Source organism: Acaryochloris marina S15 (genome assembly GCF_018336915.1).
Lineage (GTDB): Bacteria > Cyanobacteriota > Cyanobacteriia > Thermosynechococcales > Thermosynechococcaceae > Acaryochloris > Acaryochloris marina_A.
Genome location: NZ_CP064923.1, coordinates 5,036,042 through 5,056,524 on the forward strand (window position 1 = coordinate 5,036,042; position 20,483 = coordinate 5,056,524).

22 protein-coding genes are annotated in these 20,483 nt (G+C 47.6%); 12 read left to right on the plus strand and 10 right to left on the minus strand.

What is annotated here, in order from left to right; genetic code table 11:
• Positions 1–9: 9 nt before the first annotated feature.
• The 4 genes from I1H34_RS22990 to I1H34_RS23005 all read right to left on the minus strand — a co-directional run bounded on the left by I1H34_RS22990 (position 10) and on the right by I1H34_RS23005 (position 3,979).
• Complete coding sequence (locus I1H34_RS22990) at positions 10–960, minus strand: ABC transporter ATP-binding protein (RefSeq protein WP_212663223.1); 951 nt, start codon at positions 958–960, stop codon at positions 10–12.
• A 402-nt stretch (positions 961–1,362) separates the two neighbouring features.
• A complete protein-coding gene (locus I1H34_RS22995) occupies positions 1,363–2,355 on the minus strand; it encodes an RluA family pseudouridine synthase (RefSeq protein WP_212663224.1) in 993 nt (330 codons plus the stop codon).
• 16 nt (positions 2,356–2,371) lie between these two features.
• Positions 2,372–3,043, minus strand: coding sequence for a PHP domain-containing protein (locus tag I1H34_RS23000; protein WP_212663225.1), 672 nt, complete (start codon positions 3,041–3,043; stop codon positions 2,372–2,374).
• 132 nt (positions 3,044–3,175) lie between these two features.
• The gene (locus I1H34_RS23005; protein WP_212663226.1) at positions 3,176–3,979 is read right to left on the minus strand and encodes a TPM domain-containing protein; all 804 of its coding nucleotides are present in this window, start codon (positions 3,977–3,979) and stop codon (positions 3,176–3,178) included.
• Positions 3,980–4,645: 666 nt separating this feature from the next.
• Here I1H34_RS23005 and I1H34_RS23010 point away from each other — a divergent pair.
• The 3 genes from I1H34_RS23010 (at position 4,646) to I1H34_RS23020 (ending at position 7,590) form a co-directional block, all read left to right on the plus strand.
• Complete coding sequence (locus I1H34_RS23010; RefSeq protein WP_212663227.1) at positions 4,646–5,629, plus strand: RNA polymerase sigma factor, RpoD/SigA family; 984 nt, start codon at positions 4,646–4,648, stop codon at positions 5,627–5,629.
• 150 nt (positions 5,630–5,779) lie between these two features.
• The gene (gene sfsA / locus I1H34_RS23015; RefSeq protein WP_212663228.1) at positions 5,780–6,511 is read left to right on the plus strand and encodes a DNA/RNA nuclease SfsA; all 732 of its coding nucleotides are present in this window, start codon (positions 5,780–5,782) and stop codon (positions 6,509–6,511) included.
• A gap of 137 nt (positions 6,512–6,648) precedes the next feature.
• Positions 6,649–7,590, plus strand: a complete 942-nt coding sequence (locus I1H34_RS23020) for a DUF4351 domain-containing protein (RefSeq protein ID WP_212663229.1) — start codon at positions 6,649–6,651, stop codon at positions 7,588–7,590.
• Here I1H34_RS23020 and I1H34_RS23025 read toward each other — a convergent pair.
• Complete coding sequence (locus tag I1H34_RS23025; protein ID WP_212663230.1) at positions 7,587–8,357, minus strand: 7-carboxy-7-deazaguanine synthase QueE; 771 nt, start codon at positions 8,355–8,357, stop codon at positions 7,587–7,589. The two genes, I1H34_RS23020 and I1H34_RS23025, sit on opposite strands and share 4 nt — an antisense overlap.
• A gap of 64 nt (positions 8,358–8,421) precedes the next feature.
• Positions 8,422–9,108, minus strand: a complete 687-nt coding sequence (gene queC / locus I1H34_RS23030; protein WP_212663231.1) for a 7-cyano-7-deazaguanine synthase QueC — start codon at positions 9,106–9,108, stop codon at positions 8,422–8,424.
• Positions 9,109–9,562: 454 nt separating this feature from the next.
• Here queC and I1H34_RS23035 point away from each other — a divergent pair, with 454 nt between their 5' ends.
• Positions 9,563–9,715, plus strand: a complete 153-nt coding sequence (locus I1H34_RS23035; protein WP_212663232.1) for a hypothetical protein — start codon at positions 9,563–9,565, stop codon at positions 9,713–9,715.
• On the opposite strand, the gene I1H34_RS23040 is transcribed toward I1H34_RS23035, so the two are convergent.
• Positions 9,712–10,374, minus strand: a complete 663-nt coding sequence (locus I1H34_RS23040) for a ComF family protein (RefSeq protein WP_212663233.1) — start codon at positions 10,372–10,374, stop codon at positions 9,712–9,714. The genes I1H34_RS23035 and I1H34_RS23040 overlap by 4 nt on opposite strands.
• Before the next feature lie 159 nt (positions 10,375–10,533).
• Between I1H34_RS23040 and I1H34_RS23045 the strand changes: the two genes are divergently transcribed.
• Positions 10,534–12,840, plus strand: a complete 2,307-nt coding sequence (locus tag I1H34_RS23045) for a putative PEP-binding protein (RefSeq protein WP_212663234.1) — start codon at positions 10,534–10,536, stop codon at positions 12,838–12,840.
• A gap of 64 nt (positions 12,841–12,904) precedes the next feature.
• Complete coding sequence (locus tag I1H34_RS23050) at positions 12,905–13,231, plus strand: MgPME-cyclase complex family protein (protein ID WP_212663235.1); 327 nt, start codon at positions 12,905–12,907, stop codon at positions 13,229–13,231.
• A 40-nt stretch (positions 13,232–13,271) separates the two neighbouring features.
• Here I1H34_RS23050 and dapF read toward each other — a convergent pair whose 3' ends face one another.
• Complete coding sequence (gene dapF / locus I1H34_RS23055; protein WP_212663236.1) at positions 13,272–14,123, minus strand: diaminopimelate epimerase; 852 nt, start codon at positions 14,121–14,123, stop codon at positions 13,272–13,274.
• Between the two features lie 170 nt (positions 14,124–14,293).
• Between dapF and I1H34_RS23060 the strand changes: the two genes are divergently transcribed.
• From I1H34_RS23060 to I1H34_RS23085, 6 genes are all read left to right on the plus strand, one after another.
• A complete protein-coding gene (locus I1H34_RS23060; protein WP_010467763.1) occupies positions 14,294–14,509 on the plus strand; it encodes an Hfq-related RNA-binding protein in 216 nt (71 codons plus the stop codon).
• Between the two features lie 107 nt (positions 14,510–14,616).
• Positions 14,617–14,952, plus strand: a complete 336-nt coding sequence (locus I1H34_RS23065) for a hypothetical protein (RefSeq protein ID WP_212663237.1) — start codon at positions 14,617–14,619, stop codon at positions 14,950–14,952.
• A gap of 61 nt (positions 14,953–15,013) precedes the next feature.
• The gene (locus I1H34_RS23070; RefSeq protein WP_212663238.1) at positions 15,014–15,886 is read left to right on the plus strand and encodes a M23 family metallopeptidase; all 873 of its coding nucleotides are present in this window, start codon (positions 15,014–15,016) and stop codon (positions 15,884–15,886) included.
• Between the two features lie 87 nt (positions 15,887–15,973).
• Positions 15,974–16,528 (plus strand): TRAP transporter small permease subunit, encoded by a 555-nt coding sequence (locus I1H34_RS23075; RefSeq protein WP_212663239.1) that lies wholly within the window; start codon positions 15,974–15,976, stop codon positions 16,526–16,528.
• Entirely contained in the window at positions 16,518–17,882 is a 1,365-nt protein-coding gene (locus I1H34_RS23080; protein WP_212663240.1) for a TRAP transporter large permease, read from the plus strand. The genes I1H34_RS23075 and I1H34_RS23080 overlap by 11 nt, the downstream gene beginning before the upstream one ends.
• Positions 17,883–18,117: 235 nt before the next feature.
• The gene (locus I1H34_RS23085; RefSeq protein WP_212663241.1) at positions 18,118–18,696 is read left to right on the plus strand and encodes an SRPBCC family protein; all 579 of its coding nucleotides are present in this window, start codon (positions 18,118–18,120) and stop codon (positions 18,694–18,696) included.
• 13 nt (positions 18,697–18,709) lie between these two features.
• On the opposite strand, the gene I1H34_RS23090 is transcribed toward I1H34_RS23085, so the two are convergent.
• On the minus strand, positions 18,710–19,981 hold the full coding sequence (locus I1H34_RS23090) for an FAD-dependent oxidoreductase (protein WP_249369529.1): 1,272 nt from the start codon (positions 19,979–19,981) through the stop codon (positions 18,710–18,712).
• Between the two features lie 91 nt (positions 19,982–20,072).
• A complete protein-coding gene (gene panD, locus I1H34_RS23095) occupies positions 20,073–20,468 on the minus strand; it encodes an aspartate 1-decarboxylase (protein WP_212666404.1) in 396 nt (131 codons plus the stop codon).
• Positions 20,469–20,483: the final 15 nt, after the last annotated feature.

Here is a 20,483-nt window from a genome sequence, read left to right on the forward strand (position 1 = left end):
ACCAGAGAGTTATGAGGTTTGCCGATAGCCCATTTTGATAAAGATATCTTCAAGGCTCTCTTGAGTACGGTGGAAATCGATAATTGGGAAGTTGTGGGAGATTAGCGATCGCAACAACGCAACGATGTCATCATCCGTGCCCGTAAAGGTGACGGCAATTTGATGTTTATCTCGTAAGACTTTGCATTCATGAACGAATGCATGGTCCTGTAGAAAGGTTTCGACAGGCGCTAAATCAGCCACAGTAGAAATAATCAATTGCTGGGTCTGATCTCGGTTGTATAAAGCCCGCAGCTCTGAACTCTCCACCAGTTGTCCCATCTGCATAATGCCGATGGAGGTACAGAAATCTTCCAAATCGCTGAGAATATGGGAAGAGATAAAGATAGTTAATCCTTGCTGTTGTAGGGTCTTTAAGGTTTGACGGAACTGTACCCTAGCCACTGGATCTAACCCGGAAACAGGTTCATCCAACAGCAATAAGGTGGGTTTATGAATAATCGTTCGAGCTAAGCTGAGGCGCTGCTTCATACCCCGAGATAAGGTACTAATCGGGCTATGGCGCTTACTGTCCAGATCGACCAACGCCAACACTTCATTCAATCTGTGGCTGAGGTCTGGTTCTTGCAGATAATACAAACGAGCAAAATATTCTAGATAATCCCAAACCAACAAATCATCGTATAGAGGAAAATCATCCGGCAGGAAACCGATGCGCCGCTTGATATCAGAATTAGGCTGATTTTGAATGAGGGTCTGTCCGCCAATCGCAATATTGCCCAAGGTAGGTTCTTCGGCTGTCGCCAGCATGCGAATCAGAGTGGTTTTGCCTGCTCCATTGGGACCAATCAAGCCGTAAATTTCGCCTTGCTGAACTTGTAGATCCACTTGGCTAACAGCAATGCTATCGCCAAACTGTTTGGTCAATTGCTGAGTAGCAATGACGGGAGGATTGGTCATGTATATACTGACCTTTGCGAATAAGAAAACACTGTCATGATGCCATTATCTTCGCGAATCGAGACCCAAACTAGAGTGATATCAATCACGTCTGTAATACATCAAAGACTGATAAATCAAAGTCAGCAATCGTTTTATCGACACACTGTTAGAGGATGAAATTTCAAACTAGTACTGTTGAGATGAAAGGCATCCGTCTTTCATCTCAACAGGATGGCATCGAGGTAGGGCGAGCATTTGTCTACTTCATCCACGCACGATCACTCCTTCACCTGAATGGAAGATGTTTTTGTCAGTAAGGTATAGAGAGGGAAAAGACTAGGCTCAGACCTCGTTCGTCAGGTGATTAAGCTGTTTCGTATCGATTTATAAGTGCCCATTGAGAGTGGGAGTGTACCTCAGTCAATTCTGCCTATTAGACTCCCCCGTGCGGAGGAGATTGTTCATGGGACTGAAATGAGAGTGCTTCTGTAGACGATTGAGTAACTTAACGAAGTCAGTGGGCAAAGGTGCTTTGACTTCCAGGTCAGTGCCAGATACAGGATGCTTAAGACTTAAACGCCATGCATGTAAAACTTGTCCGGATAAGTTCACCTTCAAGGATCGACCTCGACTATAGAGTGGGTCACCGACAATCGGCCATCCCATCTGAGCACAATGAACCCGAATTTGATGGGTGCGTCCTGTTTCTAGCCGAAATTTGACCAATGCATAATTGCCCAAGGGCTGCAGAATTTGCCATTGCGTAACGGCCGCTTTACCGCCTTTTTCTTCAGGCACCACTGCCATTTTGATTCTATCCGTTGGATTACGGCCAATGGGAAAGTCCATACAACCTATTTCGGTCGATGGATGACCATAGACAATTCCCACATATTCCCGCAGGGCCGTTTTGGCTGCAATCTGGGCCTGGAGGTGTTGATGGGCCTGATCGGTTTTAGCCACCATCATGGCTCCCGTCGTATCCTTATCAAGGCGGTGCACAATACCCGGTCGCTCTACCCCACCAATCCCTGAGAGGGTTGAACCCTGACCATCTTGGCAATGGGCCAGCAGACCATGTACGAGGGTGCCTGTGGCATGGCCAGGAGCAGGATGGACGACTAACCCTGCAGGTTTATTAACGATTAGGAGATGGTCATCCTCAAATAACATCTCCAAATCCATGGGCTCTGGTTCCAGTGCTAAAGGTCTGGGCGCAGGAATGTGAACTTGAATCTGATCACCTATTTGCAGGGCATATTTCTTGGAGGTGCAAATCTTATGATTGATTTGCACATGGCCTTGTTCAATCAGTTTCTGAATATGCGATCGCGACAGCGAATCCACTTGATCAGCCAGCCAGCGGTCAATCCTAGGTGCATCTCCCCCAACAGAAAATTCCAGTTTCTTCATGAGTGGTAAACCTCAGCTAGAGGCGGCGGCAAATATCTAAACCATGGGTATCAGTCCCACAGGTTTGTAGTAAATTGTGCTGGTTAGCCAGTCGCATCAGCGTATTGGTTTGAGATGGACTCGGTTCCCAAGGATCTTTATTCCCATAACAATAGAACGTTTCTATCCCATCCATTCCAGCCTGGGCAGCCGCACTGACCAGTTCCTTCACCGATCGTCGATATCGGGCGGGATGGGCCAGCACCGCCAGTCCACCTGCTTCATGCAGAGCAGTAATCACTTGGTTGGCCTGAGCCTGATGCCCTGCAGGTGCTGAGCCCAATAGATAAGACTGCAATGCAGCATGATGCGGATCGAAGCCATAGCCCAGGATGTGCACTTGCGTCTCAAGGAGTTTAGATGTAATTTCGATGCCGGTCCACAGCTGAGGCAAGGATTGTGAAGGCTGAGCTTGCAATAGTTCTAACGCGCTCCAATAGCCATCAACACTATGGTGGTCCGTAATCGCTAAGCTCGCTAGGCCCGCTTTAATCGCTTGTTGAACTAATTGCTGTGGTTCCAAGCGCCCATCCGAATGGAGGGTATGCAAATGAAAATTATAGGCATGGGGACAACTTTCAGCAGTAATGGACTGAAAAATTTCTTTCAATCGGCCTACATCAGTTTGAAGTGTCTTCGTAACAATCACTAAGCAATTACTAAATGCGATGCTTCCAGATTCCAACTATATCTCAATAATTTTGAGCTGTTCAGAACCAAAACTAGCCAAAGTCATGCAGCATATAGATCTGTGCCAAAAACAAAAAAGTCAGGCACCCCCTTACACTTCAGAGGTAGGTGGCGCTTTATAGATAGGCGTCAAGAAGGCAATTAAGAACCCAACCGAGAAGCCAGCCACATTTCTCAAGATAGGCAACCATTCCGAAGTCCGAGCCAGAACGGGGCCCAGTCCAAAGGAAAAGAAACAAATCCCCCAAAGAGGAGAGAAAATCAACATCCACTGCCAAGCGAAAGTTTGATCAGCCGTGCGAGGGTGAGCCGAGAAACCACAGATAATTCCACCCATCACAGACGTGATCAGCGTAAAAATCCATTGTTCTTGAGGTAATCCGGGTACGACTCGGCAGCCTCCTTGGTTCAAGCAAGTCTTGACGGAGTCGATGGCTTGAATAATCGATTCATCCTCCCCATTCTCTTGCACGAAGTACTGGTTACCGAACCGAGTCTGCAGTTCAACCCAGAAGGTGCGGGGAAGTAATTGATAAACCGAATCACCGACATTGAAATTGAGAATGTTGCCACCCCGGGAGTCAGCCACCAACAGCACGCTATTTTCATCCAAATTCCAAAAATCTTTGATGGCACGACCAGGAGTCCGATCGTACTGGGTCAAAATTCTCAATTTCCAGCCTGTATCTTGCTCAAAAACGTCTAGATCTTTATCTAGCTTGTTTTTCTGAGTGCTAGTTAGAGCCTGAGCGAGATCCACAATAGAGGTGGGTTCTGCAGGTAATAGTTCAGGTGCTTCAAAGGCTTGTGCGGGTGATGCCCTAACCCATATGCCAAAACCCAGTATTAGACCGAGACAGGCTGTGAACACTCGACGAACAAGATTATGATTCATTAGAACTATTGCGTTGGATGTCAAAAGGTGTTAATTGGCAACTAATTAAGTCAATTTTTAACACTTATTTAAGTTACTTATCATAATAATACGAATCCCTGGTCTTTGTCATAGGCATCAATCGTTGGGGATGACACAGCCAAACGCTTAATTGGCAAGAATCAAGGATTACAAAGACTCTTGGGTCAAAATGTTGAAATTAGTATCTAACCCTAGAAAACAGTGAAAATTTGGATGGGTCCTGGGTATTCTATGGCGTATATCCTTACCTAGGCTTTTTAGGTGGTCCCTTGACCGTCAGATCCAAAATTAACAGCTGTTACTCAGGGTTTTTTCAGGTCTATCGGCGAGGATGTAGTGACCTTGAAACTTTTTAGGCTACAGCACAGTCTATAGGTGAGGATGCTTATACAACTTGTTGCTTATTACAAGAACGGCCAGAAAAGTGGCTTGTGAGGTCACAATGGCCTTAGTGAATACGGTTTACCGAATATTCGAATCTCACCAAGCCTAGAAAAATGGCCTAGTATAGAAGAACAAACTCATACTGACTTCGTTTTTAAGCGGCCTATATCAACACTCACTGATTGCATCATTCACTATTAAATTTGAAATTTGATAGTCTTCATGCCAACATCACCTTCTTAAAGGGGGTAGCTCAAGTCCATGTCCAAAACCAAAACTAAGCAACAAGCTATCTCTGTGTCTCCGACAACAGATATGGTTCGTACCTATCTCCATGAGATTGGTCGAGTGCCTTTGTTGACCCATGAGCAAGAAATCGTTTTTGGTAAGCAAGTACAGGCCATGATGGCGCTTTTAGACTTGCAGAAAACTTTATTGGATGAATTGGGGCGTGAACCTTCCTTAGAAGAGTGGGCAGAGAAAGCCAATCTTAGTCCCTCTCAATTGGAACTGTCCCTGCACCAAGGACAGCAAGCCAAGCAAAAGATGATTGAAGCCAATCTCAGGCTGGTCGTTTCTGTTGCTAAAAAGTACCAAAAGCGAAACCTAGAACTCTTAGACCTGATCCAAGAAGGAACCTTGGGATTAGAACGCGGGGTTGAGAAGTTTGATCCAACCCGAGGGTATAAGTTTTCAACCTATGCCTACTGGTGGATTCGCCAGGCGATCACCCGTGCGATCGCACAACAGGCTCGCACCATTCGACTGCCCATTCACATCACCGAAAAGCTCAACAAAATCAAAAAAGCCCAGCGTGAGTTATCCCAGAAGCTGGGTCGCAGTGCCACCCCCGCTGAAATTGCGGAAGCATTGGAACTAGAGCCCAGCCAAATCCGAGATTATCTCACCATTGCTCGTCAGCCTATTTCGTTAGATCTGAGAGTCGGTGACAATCAGGATACCGAGTTGCGAGACTTGCTGGAAGACGACGGGCAATCTCCGGAGCAATTCACGACCACCCAAGCCCTGCGGGATGACGTGAATCAATTGCTGACGGAGTTAACCCCTCAGCAACGAGATGTCTTAATGCTGCGGTTTGGTCTCGACAACGGTAAGGAGTTATCCCTTGCCAAAGTTGGACAACAATTAAGCCTTAGCAGAGAGCGAGTCCGTCAATTAGAACGGCAAGCCCTAGACTATCTGCGCCGTCGCAAAGGCGAAGTGCGAGAGTATATCGCTAGCTAGTCCTTTAATTAGCTAGTCCTTCAATTTCTTTCCATCAACCTCCAGCGCATTATCTGCACTGGAGGTTGATGATGTGGGGCCTTCAATGGAGACAATGCTGGAGAGACGCGGTAGATTAGTGCAGCCCATGATCCTGGAGAGTTAAAACGAATGGCGGACTGGCTATATCAATATCCCCCCCTACTTGCAGGCAAGCTGATCAAACGATACAAACGTTTTCTGGCCGATATTGAATTAGAGACAGGTGAAGTCGTCACCGCCCATTGCCCTAATACAGGTCCGATGACAGGCATGTCTGCCCCCAATAGCCGAGTGCAAATTTCTAGAAGTAATAACCCCAAACGCAAATTAGCCTATACCTGGGAACTGATTGAAGTCTGCGACACCCAACCCACCTGGGTAGGGGTGAATACTCAAATCCCTAATATTGTTGTCAAGAAACTACTACAAGACCGGCTCTTACCCGCTTTAGGTGACTACGATCAGGTCAAATCTGAAGTTCGCTATGGTCAAGAAAAAAGTCGAATTGATTTTTTGCTTACAGGCACCACTCAACCCACTTATATTGAAGTTAAAAGTACGACCTGGGCCATCGGACAGCAAGCTTTATTTCCAGACACCGTCACGACCCGTGGCCAAAAGCATATTCGGGAGTTGATGTCGGTTTTATCCGAAGCCCGAGCTTACTTACTCTTCTTTATTAATCGAGCCGATTGCACAACCTTTGCCCCCGGAGATCAGGCCGATCCAGAGTATGGAGAACTCCTTAGAGAAGCCGTCTCAGTAGGGGTAAAGCTCTTGCCCTGTCGCTTTGAGATTACACCCGAAGGAATTCGCTATTTAGGGTTGGCAACCGTCGAAGAGAAGTCTTTAACAAGATGAACAGTAGTTTTAAATTAGTATGATTGTATTTCGCTGTTTTTTCTCTCAACATCGAATTGATTTTTAGAGGGAAAAGCGAGATCCTCGCCTGAGGATGTTAGGGTAAATACGATTTAGTTGTGGGGTAGACATTTACGATGGTCGATCGCGATCGTCTATTTAGGGACTTACTCAAAAACTTTTTTCTGGAATTTGTCGATCTCTTCTTTCCAAAAATTGCGGTCGCTATCGACCCCAAATCGATTCGATTCCTAGAAGATGAAGAATCCCCTAAACCTCAAGAGCAGGGAGATAATCCTCCTGCCCCTACTGTGCAAGGGGCTAGCTCTAATGTATTAGTGCAAGTGCGATTACGAGGACAAGAATCATGCTTCTGGGTGCATCTAGAGAATTCATCTGAGACGAATATCAAGCTAGAGCGGCGCATTTTTCATACCTTTGCTCGCCTGGACGAAAAATATAATTTACCGATCTATCCCATTATTTTGCAATCTTCAGATACGTCTCAACGTCTGGAAACAAATGGGTATCGGGTTGAGTTTGTCGATCGCAGGGTTTTGGATTTTAGCTTTGTTGCCATTCAACTTCATCGCTTAAACTGGCGTGACTTTTTGCAACGTCGTAATCCAGTAGCGGCAGCACTCATGCCCACGATGAACGTTCAAACCTTTGATCGCCCCGTCGTCAAAGCAGAGTGTCTGAGATTGCTGACCAATTTGCGTTTAGACGCTAAGAAGGTCAAGGTCATCTCTCAATTTATTGAAGCCTTCCTCCATCTCAATGCTGCCGAAGAACAGGTCTTGCAAACAGAGATGGAACGCATGGGCCTATTAGAGCGAGAGCGGATCACTAATCTGCTGACCAGTACGACTCAAGCCAATCAACAGCAAGGGGCCAAACGAGAAGCCCTAAGCCTAGTTTTTCGACTCTTAAAGCGGCGAGTTGGGGATCTGAATCCGGATCTTGAAGGTCAGGTCCGAAGCTTGCCGGTCAATCAGGTAGAGGACTTGGGGGAAGCTCTGTTAGATTTCAACAATGCAGAAGACCTGAAAAACTGGTTACGCGAAAAAACGGCTTAGAGCTGCCCCAAAAACTTATGGGTTTGGGGCACAACCCTAATCTGACGACAAATCTGTTTGAGCTTTCCTTGCCACGTCAACACTTGATTGGGCGTTGGTGGCTGGACTGGGTGTTGCGTAGACAAAGGCGTCACAGGTTGCAAAAAAATCGTCACAGTAGGACTAATGTCGGCAACCATCTGGGCAGCTTTGACCAACTCTGTCCAATCAGTTTGTTCGCTAATAATGAGCTTACAAAACACATCTATGTTGGCTTGATGACACAGCTCCAAGCTTTGACGATGTTGAGGCCAATGAGTTTCACCACTGACGCTCGGTAACTTCAAATCCATGCCCACACTATCCAGATAGGGTAACAGGGGGACAAGGGCTTCAGGATGATGCCCACCCGTTTCTAAATAGATCGGTAATAAAGTCTGTTGCCTGAGTAAAGGCAATAAATCCTGTAGGAATGCCACCTGTAATAGGGGTTCTCCGCCAGTCAGGCTGATGCTGTCATGAATCCCAGGCTGATCCTGCTCTTGAACCCACTCTAGGATCTGGGAAAGGGTGACTGGATTTTGATACTGGGCAAAATCGCGGCAGCCCGGCGTTTTTTCAATTTGACAGCTACTTTTTGGCGTCCAGGTATGGGCACTGTCACAGAAATGACATCGTAGATCACAGCCCCCAAAGCGGATAAAAATTTGACGGGTGCCGACATTCAGCCCTTCCCCTTGAATGGCAGAGAAAATTTCAACTAAGTTGACAGTGGTTGCAGTCTTCATAAAAGCAAATTCTAGGGAAGTAGAGGCCAGCCCAATCGAGTGAAAACACAGGGACGCTCTAAAGTTAGGTCACATAGGATAGCGGATCGGATAAACCGAGTTGGGCAAATGCCGCTAATCGCAATTGGCAGGAATCACATTGGCCACAGGCTTGTGGAGGCGAACCACCGCCATCACTGTAGCAAGACCAGGTCCGCTCCCACGGCACCCCCAGATCGTTGCCCAATTCAATAATGGCAGACTTATGCAAATTGATTAGAGGGGTACAAATTTCGATGGCCTGACCTTCTCGACCGAGTTTGGTCCCTAACCGAAACACCTCTTGCATCGATTGAATAAAGTCAGGGCGACAGTCGGGATATCCCGAATAATCCAATTGGTTGACCCCGATATACACCTGCTCTGCTGAAATAGTCTCGGCATAAGCTAGGGCAAAGCTGAGGAAGATCGTATTGCGAGCTGGAACGTAAGTCACGGGGATATGATCTGCCATCTCTTCAATCGAACGAGACGGTAAGTCAATTTGGGTATCGGTTAAGGCAGACCCACCCCAGAGGGTGAGGTCAAAGGCCACAATTTGATGTTGAGTAACTTGGGCTGATTTTGCGATCGCAACGGCCGCATCCAATTCCTGACGATGACGCTGCTGATAATCAAAGGAAATGGCATAACAGTCAGCCCCATCAGCCTTAGCCTTGTATAAAACAGTGGATGAGTCCAAGCCACCTGACAAGAGGACAACAGCTTTCATATCCCATCCCCCTGAATTTTGTAGTGATTGATCGTAGGTTGGGTGCCTGCCATGGAGAAGTCAGTGAAAAACAAGAGGTGACTATTGGTTGCTCAGGACAGCCCGCCACAGCCACAAGTCCCAGTGACTTATTGTATCGACTTCAGGGATGAGATGGAGCCTACCTACAGCCGCAAGCTCCCATGACAGAACTATAAGATATTGTTAAGCACACTTAACAATAGTAAGCCTCACAAAAGCAGAACAAATCTCTTTTCACAACCATGATGGCGATAAACGCTTAGGTATAAATACTGCCCAATTCCCGTCTAGGAAACGCTTATAGACCGTTCATTTCATATCAACCGTGATCAAATGAGTGATAAAGCATGAGTTTGGGCATACTAGCAATAAGAATTAAAATATGTTAAGTTAACTTTAGTTAACAACCTCAACATCTTAAGGAGCTAAATTCATGTCTTCTGACTTCAACAAAGGCATCATGAAGTTCGACAACGCTGACAACCCCGTCACTGTCGCTCTATCAGCAATCATTATTTTTGGCAGCATCGGCCTCTTGATTGGTTGGAGTCTCGAAACTGCATACCTCGTGGGTCAGCTCGGTTAAGCCTTAGCCACCACCGCAATTCCTGACACTTTGAAGCCTGCTTGGCTTAATGCCTCGACAGCTGAGTGAATGGTTGCACCCGTCGTATAGATATCATCCAGCAGCACAATATTTTTTCCACATTCCTTCTTTGCTAACTCAGACCCTAGTTGAAAGGCTTGGGCAACGTTAATAAGACGGTCTTGTGGCGACAAATTAAATTGAGCAGCTGTAGCTTTTACTCTCACCAAACCATTGAGAGTCAGATTCAATCCTGTAACTTGGCAAAAGCTTTTGGCGATTAACGCCGATTGATTATATCCTCGCTCCTGCTGTCTTCCTTCGTGGAGTGGAATAGGGATAACGATAGATTGCCGATTGTAAGACTGATTTTCTAGCCAAGCGATTCCCAAGAGTTGACCTAAGAGATGAGCAATTTGAGCTTGTTGGTCATACTTGAGACGCCCTAATAATTGCTTCAGCAGACCTTGATAATGCCCCCATGCAATCAGAGGGTGATTGTCTGCAAATGTGAGAGAAACTGTTGCTTGGCAAGTTTCTAATTTGTGGCGACAGTCTGGGCATAAAACGCCAGATGAAAATCGCTTACACATCGTACAGCGCGGCTTCAGGACAAGCTGTTGTAAGGACTTGAGTAAAGCGCTTTTCACCTCAAACACGCCATTTTTGCAGAATGGCAAACAATTGAGTTATACAGCATTGTTTGGGAAGATACCGAGTAGAGTGTCTCTTATCTTACGATCTGGAACTAAAAAGTATCGATATATTGCTTTATAGGTTTAGTGATATCTCCAAGACCTGCAGGTCTTGGGACTAAGATGAGATCGTCTGTTCAAGACCATTTTGTGGAAAGCCTGTACTGGTTAGATAAACAAGAAACTGCTCACTCCCTGCGGGTGGGTGATTCTGCATTAGGACTAGCTGAACTCTACAAGGCCCAAATACCAATTTTGCCCAGTGCAGTCATTGGTACAGTGTCTCTCCAGCAGTTTTGTCAATCGATTGCTTGGTCTTCCCCTTTCTTAGGTGATTTTCCCCATGTGAGTCTGCGCATACAAGCAGAACAACCTTTTCAGCTACAAGCAGTCGCAGAAGAAATCGCCCAAGGATTCGAGCAGACTGCCTTACCCGCGCTGTGGCTACAGACTGTTTCGGTAGAATTGCAGAGTCTATCCAACTGCTGGCGTCTATGCCCATCCTTGACCTTACCGAAACCTTGGGCTCAATTTACTCCTCTCTTGACGGAGATGTTGCCGGTTCAATACTGTTCAGTGACCAACCTTGGCAAAGCTATCAAACAAGCTTGGAACAGTGTTTTTACAGCTCAGACACTCCTGCTAATGCAGAAACAGGCGATTCCGATTGATCAGTTACGATTAGCTCTGTTATTACAGCCAGTCGATTCAGCCCAGGCATCCGGATTTTTAACCGCCACAGAAACCCACATCCAGATTCAAGCAACTCATGGGCTCAGCAACAGCCTGATGACCGGCGAAATCTTACCTGACACCTATATCTATGACCGCCAGGTGAAGCAGTGGCATCGCTATTCTGGACATATCACTAGTGCCTACCAGGCTCCTTTTGAAACGTCTTTAGGGGAGCAAGATTTAGGACAACAGATCCTGGAGCCAACTTCAGGATCTTGGGTTCTGGATCAACCTCAGTTAGAAAAATTACTAGTTTTAGCTCAGGATCTGCCTCCTTTCAATCCTTTGTTACAGGCTGTGGAATGGATATTCCCTGGGAAAGAATCCGAGGCACTCAAAGTTGCAGGTTTATGGCCAGCCATGCCCTTGTCGACCTTAAATCACTCGCTTAAGTCGCAGGAAGACCAAGCCCCATCTTCTATAATCGCAACAGGAGTAGCGGCAGCGGTAGGGCAAGCAACGGCTCCGATTCTCGTCTGTCAAGATCCTAGTCAACTTCAGCCTCAAAACGTGGCCAATCGGATTGTTGTGCTGACACAGGTCATGCCCTCTGATTGGGTTTGGTTGCAAAAGGTTGCTGGCTTAATTTGTACGACAGGCGGACATACCTCTCATGGGGCAATTATGGCTCGTGAACTGGGGTTACCTGCTGTTGTCGGCGTCGCTGCTGCATTGGATACATTCCAGTCAGGGCAAATGGTGTTGCTAGACGGGAATCAAGGCAAGGTCTTTGCTGCACCCTCCTCTAGTTCGCCGGCAAGTTCAGCATTATCTACTCATGCCGAACCTGCGCCCGAGATCAAACTGCAGACCACCCAATTGTGGGTGAACCTCAGTCAGTCCCAACGAGTAGAACGGGCGTTACAGCTACCCGTCCATGGCGTGGGCTTATTACGATCTGAATGGTTTCTGCTAGATATTTGCCAAGGACAATTACCTGGGATTTGGATACAACAACAGGGGGCTGACGCATTTGTCAGCCATTTAAGCCATCATTTACAGTCCTTTGTACAGGCCTGGCACCCTCGGCCTGTGTCGTATCGGTCCCTAGACTACAAACAGGATGCTGCTCATCCGTTACAACCGGCCCACTCAATTTTAGAATTGCGGGGGGGAGCACAATATATGTATGACTCCACCCTCTTCGATCTGGAATTGCAGGCTCTGGCACGTCTTTGCCACCGAGGATATCGCAATATACGCTTGATCTTGCCGTTTATCCGTTCTGTTGAAGAATTTATATTTTGTCGAAATCGGATTCAAGCCGCTCATCTATTGGAGCATCTGCAGGTTTGGATCATGGCGGAAGTGCCTTCAGTGCTGTTTCAACTGCCTGAATATGTCGCAGCAGGGGTGCAGGGCATTGCGATTGGCACTAATGATTTAACCCAGCTGCTCTTAGGCGTTAATCGAGAGAATACCTATTTGACGGAGCGATATGGGGCTGACCATCCCGCCGTCGTTACAGCCCTCTCCCAACTGGTCAAGACTGCCAAAGCGCTGGAAATCCCCTGTTCGATTTGTGGCCAAGCCCCCGTCCAACATCCGCAACTCATTCACCAGTTTGTTGAATGGGGAGTGACGGCAATTTCTGTGGATATGTCTGCAGTACCCGCAACTCAGATTGCGATCGCAAACGCCGAAGCACAACTCAAATCCAAATCTTCCCCATCTTCAGTTATCCAAAAAGGTTGATGGACTGAGATAATGGCAATGGGCGTCCCTAAATACGTCTTCGTTCATTTGTCTTTTCTAAGCCATGCAAACTTACCACTACGCCCTTGCCAGTCAGCGCTATCTCTTTGAAGAAGAGCCCTTTGAAGAAGTTCTCAAAGAACGTCATCGTTACTACAAAGAAAAAAATAAAGAGATTGATTTTTGGGTGGTCATGCAGCCTGCATTTCTAGACCTGCCCGAAATGCAAGCCATCAAAGCCAAGTGTCCTCAGCCTTCTGTGGCGATTGTGTCTACCAATCCGACCTTTGTGACTTGGTTGAAGTTGCGGTTGGAATATGTTTACATCGGCGAGTTTCAGGCCCCTTCAGAAAGCATCCCTGATCCCCTAGCATCTTTAGCTTCCGTATAGTTTTTGGGCTTAAGGCTGCTGATTCAGGTCAAGGGTGGCCCTATGCCGCCTCATAAATCCCCGTAAATACTTTTTCTGCTGGACCCGTCATCAAAACAGACTGCCCTTTGCCATCCCAGCGAATCTGCAAAGGCCCCCCTGGCAGTTCAATCGTCGCTTGAGATTGGCTCTTACCCGTGAGTACTCCCGCCACTAGAACGGCACAGGCTCCTGTTCCACAAGCTAGGGTTGGGCCTGCGCCCCGCTCCCACACCAACATTTTTAGATAGTCAGGGCGCATCACCTGTATGAATTCAGTATTAATGCGTTGGGGAAATGCAGGGTGATGCTCAAACTGAGGACCAAGGGTCTGGAAATCAATTGCCTCTAAGTCTCCAACAAAGGTGATGCAGTGGGGATTGCCCATACTGACGCAGGTCACTGACCAGGACTGTCCTCCCACCTCCAAGGGCTGATTCACGACCGGATCGGTGCCTTGTCCCAAAGTCGTCGGAATCTCTTGGGGCACCAGAAAGGGAGGTCCCATATCCACCTTTACCAGGCCATCGGTCTGCAAGCTAGGGGTAATGGTGCCTGCCAAGGTATGAATTCGATAGGTTATTTCGGTTTGGGGGGGCTTGCCTTCTAAATGGGCTAGGAAGCGGGCTAAACAGCGAATACCATTGCCACACATCTCCGGTTCGGAACCGTCGGAGTTATAGATGCGCATGGTGTAGTCCGTGTCCCCTTCTGGGGGTAAGGCAAAGATAACGCCATCCCCGCCGATACCAAAGTTGCGATCGCACATCCGCACCGCTTGTTCGGGAGTCAAACAGGGTTGAGCTTGGTGGCGATTATCGATCAGGATAAAATCATTTCCCAATCCTTGATATTTTGTAAACTCAACCCGCATCGATATTCCTTAGGCAAAAACAACGTCTTTCTATACTACTCTGGCAATCAGAGAAGTCTATGCCAAGATTTTTATGGGTATCATGGCAGGATAAACCATCTCTATAATGGCTTCACGGATCACCTCCGAAACGCCTAATCTGTTCTTTTATCCCTCTCGCAGCGAAAATAATGTCAACTGAACTTGATGTCAAACTGCCTAGTTTTCGGCAACTTCAGACTCTGATTCAAGAAGAATCTGAAGTGGAGATCAAATTAATCACCAACGATTTACTCGTCGGCAAAGTGCGTTGGCAAGATAATTTCTGTATCTGCTTACTCGATCATTATGATCAGCCGACCATCGTCTGGAAGCAGGCTATCGTCTTTCTCAAACCCAAGCCTTAGGCAATCTTCAGGTGTAAAATTGTGAGATTAAGACGGTAGCTCAGTATAGAATCCACAATATTTAATGGCAAAATAGCCGATTGGTTTGCAGTAAAAGGAAACGAACCATGACCCAGGGGGTTGACAGTCGAAGTTCCCAACCTTATCAGCCGATAGGGGCATATCTAGTGGAAGCGGGGCTAATCACAGATGCCCAAGTAGGGGTAGCCCTCGCGGATCAGAATGTCACGGCTATGCCATTTGGTGAGATTGTCGTGGCTCGAGGTTGGGTCAAAGAGCAAACTGTTGAATTTATTATGCATCGGGTAGTACTCCCCGAGCGGAGCAGCCAAGCAGCATCCGACGGCATGCAAGATTGCTTAACCCATCGCCAGCGACCAGCACCTGGTCAAATCGATCCCCACTCAACAACACCCCAAGCAGGGGTGTCCTGGCTCGGCTAGCGGAACCTAGTTCATCGCCATCTAGACTATGTACTTGTAGACTGCATCCGTTTATCTCTGCATGACTTATAAGAATCTTCGTAGGCTGAGCTTTCTCCTCTTCGCTACAGTAGGAAGCACCCTATCTACCGCCTTATCTGCCCAAGCGTTAGACGTCACTATAACCCCTAAAAAGCCCAGATTGGGCGACACTCTGGCCATTACCGTCAAGCCGGATCCAGGCGAACAACTCACTCAAGCACCCGTCGTCAAAGTGGCGGGCAAAAAACTTCCCGTCTATCCCATCGCGACCAACCGCTGGCGGGCTTTTTTACCCACCATTCCCTTAGAAAAACATGGTCGTCGCAGCCTGGTCGTGACGGGGAATCAACAAGCACGCAACATGGTGCTGTGGATTGGTAAAAAATGGTACCGGACCCAGAGCATTTGGTTACCCCCTGGTAAAGGTTCAGGCACAGACTTTGAATTCGATCGCGTGGATGCCTTTAAAGCCATTGTCTCTCCTAAAAAACTTTGGAGCGGAAAGTTCCTCCGTCCTAATAATGGCCCTCTCACTGCTGGGTATGGAATCAAACGAATTTACAATGGCGATTACTCCGATCCCGATTATCATCGGGGCTTAGATTATGCAGGCTGGGGTGGATCTCCCGTCAAAGCTTCAGCTGCTGGCCAGGTGCGCCTCGTGGGTCGAGAATCTCAAGGGTTCCGGATTCATGGCAATGTCATTGGCATTGATCATGGCCAAGGGGTGAATACGGTATATCTACATTTACGGAATATTAAAGTCAAAGAAGGCCAAATGGTTCGTGCCGGCCAAATCATCGGCACGGTCGGTTCAACCGGTGCGTCGACGGGGCCTCACCTCCACTTTGGGTTAAATGTGAATGGCCAAGCGGTTGATCCAACCCCATGGCTGAAATGGGGTTTGCAATAACAGCGTCCGTTTTTCTCTCTGCGTTCTGATTCAGGGCCGTGATCTGAGAGGATAGGTCTCAGACGGATTGTGGAGGCCCCTAGAAGATTGCAAAAGCTGTTGCGACTGTCCCAGCTCATCGATCGCATCAACGAAGGCGTGGGCAAATTTGCCGTCCTCCTAATTCCGTTGATGATTGCCATTGGGGTTTGGAATACCTTAGGGCGAAAAATAGGCAATTTGATCGGCCAAAATCTGAGTTCCAATTCTTTGATTGAGGGACAAGCCTATCTATTCGCCCTCACATTTTTATTGGGGGCAGCCTATACCTTCAAACACAATGGCCATGTGCGAGTCGATGCATTTTATGATCGCTGGCCGCCCCAGCGACAGACTTGGGTCAACTTCTTAGGGGCAATCCTGTTTGTCATCCCTTTTTGTAGTCTGATGATCTATTACGTCTGGTCCCCCATCATCAATTCTTGGGAGGTTTGGGAAGTCTCGCCGGATGCAGGGGGCTTACCCCGTTATCCCATTAAATCTGTGGTCTGCGTCTTCTTTGTACTGCTCTTACTACAAGGCATTTCAGAAGCCATCAAAAATGGGATCAAACTGAGACGGTTCCGCCTCGGCCAAGACGGAGAAACCGACCATGGACTATAACTGGCTGAGCCTGGCCATGTTTGGGGTCGCCTTAGTCCTGCTGTCGGCAGGTTATCCGGTGGCCTTCACCTTGAGTGGCGTGGCTCTGTTATTCAGCATGTTACCCACAGCCATCAGTTGGGTCGATCCAGAAATTTTGGTAGATCCCAATCTGTTGGCTATGCCTCAGGAAATTTTCGCCACCATGCTGAGCAATACGCTCCTGGCGATTCCCTACTTTATTTTTATGGGGGCCATGCTGGAGAAATCAGGCTTAGCCGAGAAGCTGCTCGAAACCATCGGTATTCTCTTCGGTCCAATTCGCGGCGGACTGGCTTTAGCTGTGGTGTTTGTGGGGGCTTTGCTAGCCGCGACAACAGGCGTTGTAGCCGCCTCGGTCGTAGCCATGGGCCTAATCTCGCTGCCGATCATGCTCCGCTACAACTACAGTAAGGAGCTAACTGCCGGGGTAATTGTCGCCTCTGGAACCTTGGGGCAAATTATCCCCCCTAGCGTGGTGCTAGTGGTGTTAGGGGATCAACTCGGTGTGCCGGTGGGAGATTTATTCCTAGGGGCCTTGATTCCAGGTTTAATGATTGCCGGGATGTTTGCCCTGCATATTATTATTGTTGCCATCTTTAAACCCGAGGCTGCCCCCGCTTTGCCCCTCTCCGTCAGGGAAATCCAAGGGAAAGAGCTCGCGCTTCGAGTCATCAAAGTCTTAATTCCACCCCTAGCCCTGATTTTTTTGGTTTTGGGCAGTATCTTTTGGGGAATTGCAACGCCCACAGAAGCAGGAGCCTTGGGGGCATTAGGCGCCATTCTGCTAGCCTGGGCCAATGGTGAATTTTCCTTAAAGCGGCTGTTTGAAGTATCAGAGTCTACCCTTCGCATCACCAGTATGGTGATGCTAATTCTGATCGGCTCTCGGGCCTTTAGCCTAATCTTTATTGGTTTAGGCGGAAATATCCTGGTCTCTGATGCATTGCAAAACCTACCGGGCGGTGAACTTAGCTTCTTAATCGTCAGTATGCTGACGGTATTTTTGCTAGGTTTCTTTATCGACTTTTTTCAAATCGCCTTTATTGTGGTGCCCATTTTTCGGCCCATCGCCCAATCCTTGGACATGGACTTGCTGTGGTATGGCATTTTGCTTGGGGTCAACTTACAAACGTCGTTTTTAACCCCTCCCTTTGGCTTTGCCTTGTTCTACTTAAGGGGGGTCGCTCCACCCGAAATCAAAACGTCAGACATTTATCGCGGGGCCATCCCTTTTATCGTCCTGCAGCTGATTGTGTTGGTGCTTTTGGTACAGTTCCCGGAGCTTGTAACGTTTTTACCTTCCTTAAAGTCAGCACCAACGGGTGGCGTATAGCTATATTTTTTGCAGGGAAATAAAATTTTAGACCCAGTGATGGCCCATTGCAGATAATTGGGAATACTAAGGGGTAATCGGCAAATCGGTTAAAGTACGTTGCGTATTTATGACCTCAAGCTGCGATAACTTCTAGGACACTCCTGAGTCGATCTGTGAAACAGAATACATATTTTGTAATAAATAGAGCTATGATGGCCCTGACTGTTATTTCTCCACTAGGAGTTTAACCGGTATGTCCCATCGCGATCCTGTTATGAGTGTTCCCGCTACAGCGGTTGATCCAACTCACGCTCTCCTCTCTCCTCAGCAAATGGTTGATCTATTGCAAGGTAAAATCCTCTTGGATGTCCGGTCCCACACCCATTGGGGAGGTGCAGTAACAGCGACCATGTACTTACCTCGGGTGCGATCGCATATTTGGTCTCAGCTCACAACCTACAGTCGCTGGGTGCGATTCTTTCCTGATATTGTCAAAAGCGAAGTGCTGGAGCATGCCTCCCAAACGGCAGGACAAACCCATCGTCTTTATCAGGCTGCCCGAAAAACTTTTTTCTTACTGTCCGTCGATGTAGAAATCTTCCTGAAAGTCTCAGAAAGATTTCAGGAAAATATCAAATTTTCCTTAGAGCGGGGCAGCTTTAGTGACTTTTCCGCTGACCTGACGCTGCAGGACTGTGGTGAGGGCACAATCCTCACCTATTCTGTTGCAGCTACACCACTGATTCCCATGCCGTCTATCTTCATTCAAGAGGCCATTCGCGCAGATCTGCCTGGGAATATGAAGCATATGCGTCAAGCACTCTGTAGCTAAACACTGAGCCAAATTAGCTAGCTTGTTTGACCTTATTAATCCACCCTTGATGGATATCGAGAACCTCTGAGTAGGGAAGATCCGAGTCGAAAACGAGGTCAAATAAAAAGGGGGGAAATTGTTTGGGAAACCAACGATTTAAGAGTCGGCTGACTTGTAATCGCAGAATAAACTCAAACACCAACCATCTATTGCGGGGAAAGGAATAGTCTGATAGCTCTCTTAAGGCATGGACTTCGGGAATTCTCTGGGCTGAAAACTCCGGTAAGGTTTGCGACCAGTTATCTTGGTGTTGATCTAGGAGTTGATTCAAGATCCCCACATCTTGAAGCGCAGAGTTACAGCCCTGGCCAATGGAGGCAGACACTGCATGAACTGCATCTCCAATTAAGAGAATATTTGAGCCTTCATGAAACCGTTGGCACCGGACCGTAGTAATTTTTGCTACGGGCCGCGACAGCAATGCTGCCGCTTCATCCAGGGTCATCAGTGCTCCAAACCGGGGGAAATTCTCCTGCACAAAAGCCAGTACCTCTTCTTTTGTAGTGTATTGGGCGATGGGGCTCTGATCACGCTTAAAGACCAGCACACCATTGAGCTGTGAGTTCCCTTGAGGGACCAACATCATGCGGACGTTGTTGGGTAAATTCCAGGTATGCACTTTGTCCGCAGCTAGCTGAATTCCATCTTCTGGCTGGTTGAGAAAGACCGATTTGTAGGCGTCGGGAATTAAGGTCTGCTCGCAGGGGAAGTTAACCTGTTCAGTCAAGGCCTCTCTCACCTTTGAGCCCGCTCCATCTGCCCCCACAACGACATCATAGGTATGGGAGACGACTTCACCGGCTTGCTCAAATAGAAGGGTTTGCGCGGATGGATTAAGGCCCGTACATCGACAGTCAAACTGCACTACAAACTGATCAGATGAGTACTGGTCTGATAAAAATTTCAGCAAGACTACCACGAGCTGCAGGCGATCAATCATCAAGCTAGGAGTCTTGCGAGGAATGACTCGATTTTTTTTTGAGACTTGATGCATGATCGTGCCATTACAAACCGTGCTTCGATCTGTAACGGCCTTTTCTAGACCGGGTATTCCTCGGAGGGCCTGTCGTCCCCGCTCCTGCAATGAAATCGGAAAGGTTCGATTCTGTACTTGTTGAGTCAGCCTCGGGTCAGAACGCTGCTCAAACACACTGACCCGATATCCGGGTCGTTTTAACAGGTACCCTGCCAACAACAGACCTGCAGGGCCTGCTCCTACAATCACAACATGCTGATCCGCCACTATGCACCTGCTCTAAGAATTCAGAACATGCATCAATTATCTCATTTCACCGAAAATCATTGCGCTATCAGTGAAAAAATGTCCAATGCATTTACGTCAAACACAATTCCGGAGTTGACGAATTCACAACAGGTTGACCCTCGATCACACGATTATCTTGATCCACCAACACTACCTGCGGTTCAAAGCCTTTTATTTCTTCCGACGTTAGCTGGGCATAGGTCATAATAATCACCCGATCGCCACGAGTACCGAGTCGCGCTGCGGCACCATTTAATTCCACAGCACCCGAATCGGCAGGAGCTGGAATGGCATAAGTGACCAATCGTTCACCGTTGTTCATATTCACGACTTGAACTTGCTCGTAGGGAACAATCCCAGCCGCATCCAATAACGTTTGGTCGATACTGATACTGCCCACATACTCGAGGTTCGTTTCTGTGAGTGTGCAGTGATGAATCTTGGAAAATAAAAAGGTGCGATGCATATAGACCATTCTACA

What these genes read in the sequence shown, in the direction of transcription:
- I1H34_RS23005 (WP_212663226.1), bottom strand. Translation starts at nt 3,979, where the DNA reads ATGAATCATAATCTTGTTCGTCGAGTGTTCACAGCCTGTCTCGGTCTA.
- I1H34_RS23060 (WP_010467763.1), top strand. Translation starts at nt 14,294, where the DNA reads ATGTCAACTGAACTTGATGTCAAACTGCCTAGTTTTCGGCAACTTCAG.
- I1H34_RS23065 (WP_212663237.1), top strand. Translation starts at nt 14,617, where the DNA reads ATGACCCAGGGGGTTGACAGTCGAAGTTCCCAACCTTATCAGCCGATA.
- I1H34_RS22995 (WP_212663224.1), bottom strand. Translation starts at nt 2,355, where the DNA reads ATGAAGAAACTGGAATTTTCTGTTGGGGGAGATGCACCTAGGATTGAC.
- sfsA (WP_212663228.1), top strand. Translation starts at nt 5,780, where the DNA reads ATGGCGGACTGGCTATATCAATATCCCCCCCTACTTGCAGGCAAGCTG.
- I1H34_RS23080 (WP_212663240.1), top strand. Translation starts at nt 16,518, where the DNA reads ATGGACTATAACTGGCTGAGCCTGGCCATGTTTGGGGTCGCCTTAGTC.
- I1H34_RS23085 (WP_212663241.1), top strand. Translation starts at nt 18,118, where the DNA reads ATGTCCCATCGCGATCCTGTTATGAGTGTTCCCGCTACAGCGGTTGAT.
- queC (WP_212663231.1), bottom strand. Translation starts at nt 9,108, where the DNA reads ATGAAAGCTGTTGTCCTCTTGTCAGGTGGCTTGGACTCATCCACTGTT.
- panD (WP_212666404.1), bottom strand. Translation starts at nt 20,468, where the DNA reads ATGCATCGCACCTTTTTATTTTCCAAGATTCATCACTGCACACTCACA.
- I1H34_RS23045 (WP_212663234.1), top strand. Translation starts at nt 10,534, where the DNA reads ATGAGATCGTCTGTTCAAGACCATTTTGTGGAAAGCCTGTACTGGTTA.
- I1H34_RS23035 (WP_212663232.1), top strand. Translation starts at nt 9,563, where the DNA reads ATGTCTTCTGACTTCAACAAAGGCATCATGAAGTTCGACAACGCTGAC.
- I1H34_RS23025 (WP_212663230.1), bottom strand. Translation starts at nt 8,357, where the DNA reads ATGAAGACTGCAACCACTGTCAACTTAGTTGAAATTTTCTCTGCCATT.
- I1H34_RS23010 (WP_212663227.1), top strand. Translation starts at nt 4,646, where the DNA reads ATGTCCAAAACCAAAACTAAGCAACAAGCTATCTCTGTGTCTCCGACA.
- dapF (WP_212663236.1), bottom strand. Translation starts at nt 14,123, where the DNA reads ATGCGGGTTGAGTTTACAAAATATCAAGGATTGGGAAATGATTTTATC.
- I1H34_RS23050 (WP_212663235.1), top strand. Translation starts at nt 12,905, where the DNA reads ATGCAAACTTACCACTACGCCCTTGCCAGTCAGCGCTATCTCTTTGAA.
- I1H34_RS22990 (WP_212663223.1), bottom strand. Translation starts at nt 960, where the DNA reads ATGACCAATCCTCCCGTCATTGCTACTCAGCAATTGACCAAACAGTTT.
- I1H34_RS23070 (WP_212663238.1), top strand. Translation starts at nt 15,014, where the DNA reads ATGACTTATAAGAATCTTCGTAGGCTGAGCTTTCTCCTCTTCGCTACA.
- I1H34_RS23020 (WP_212663229.1), top strand. Translation starts at nt 6,649, where the DNA reads ATGGTCGATCGCGATCGTCTATTTAGGGACTTACTCAAAAACTTTTTT.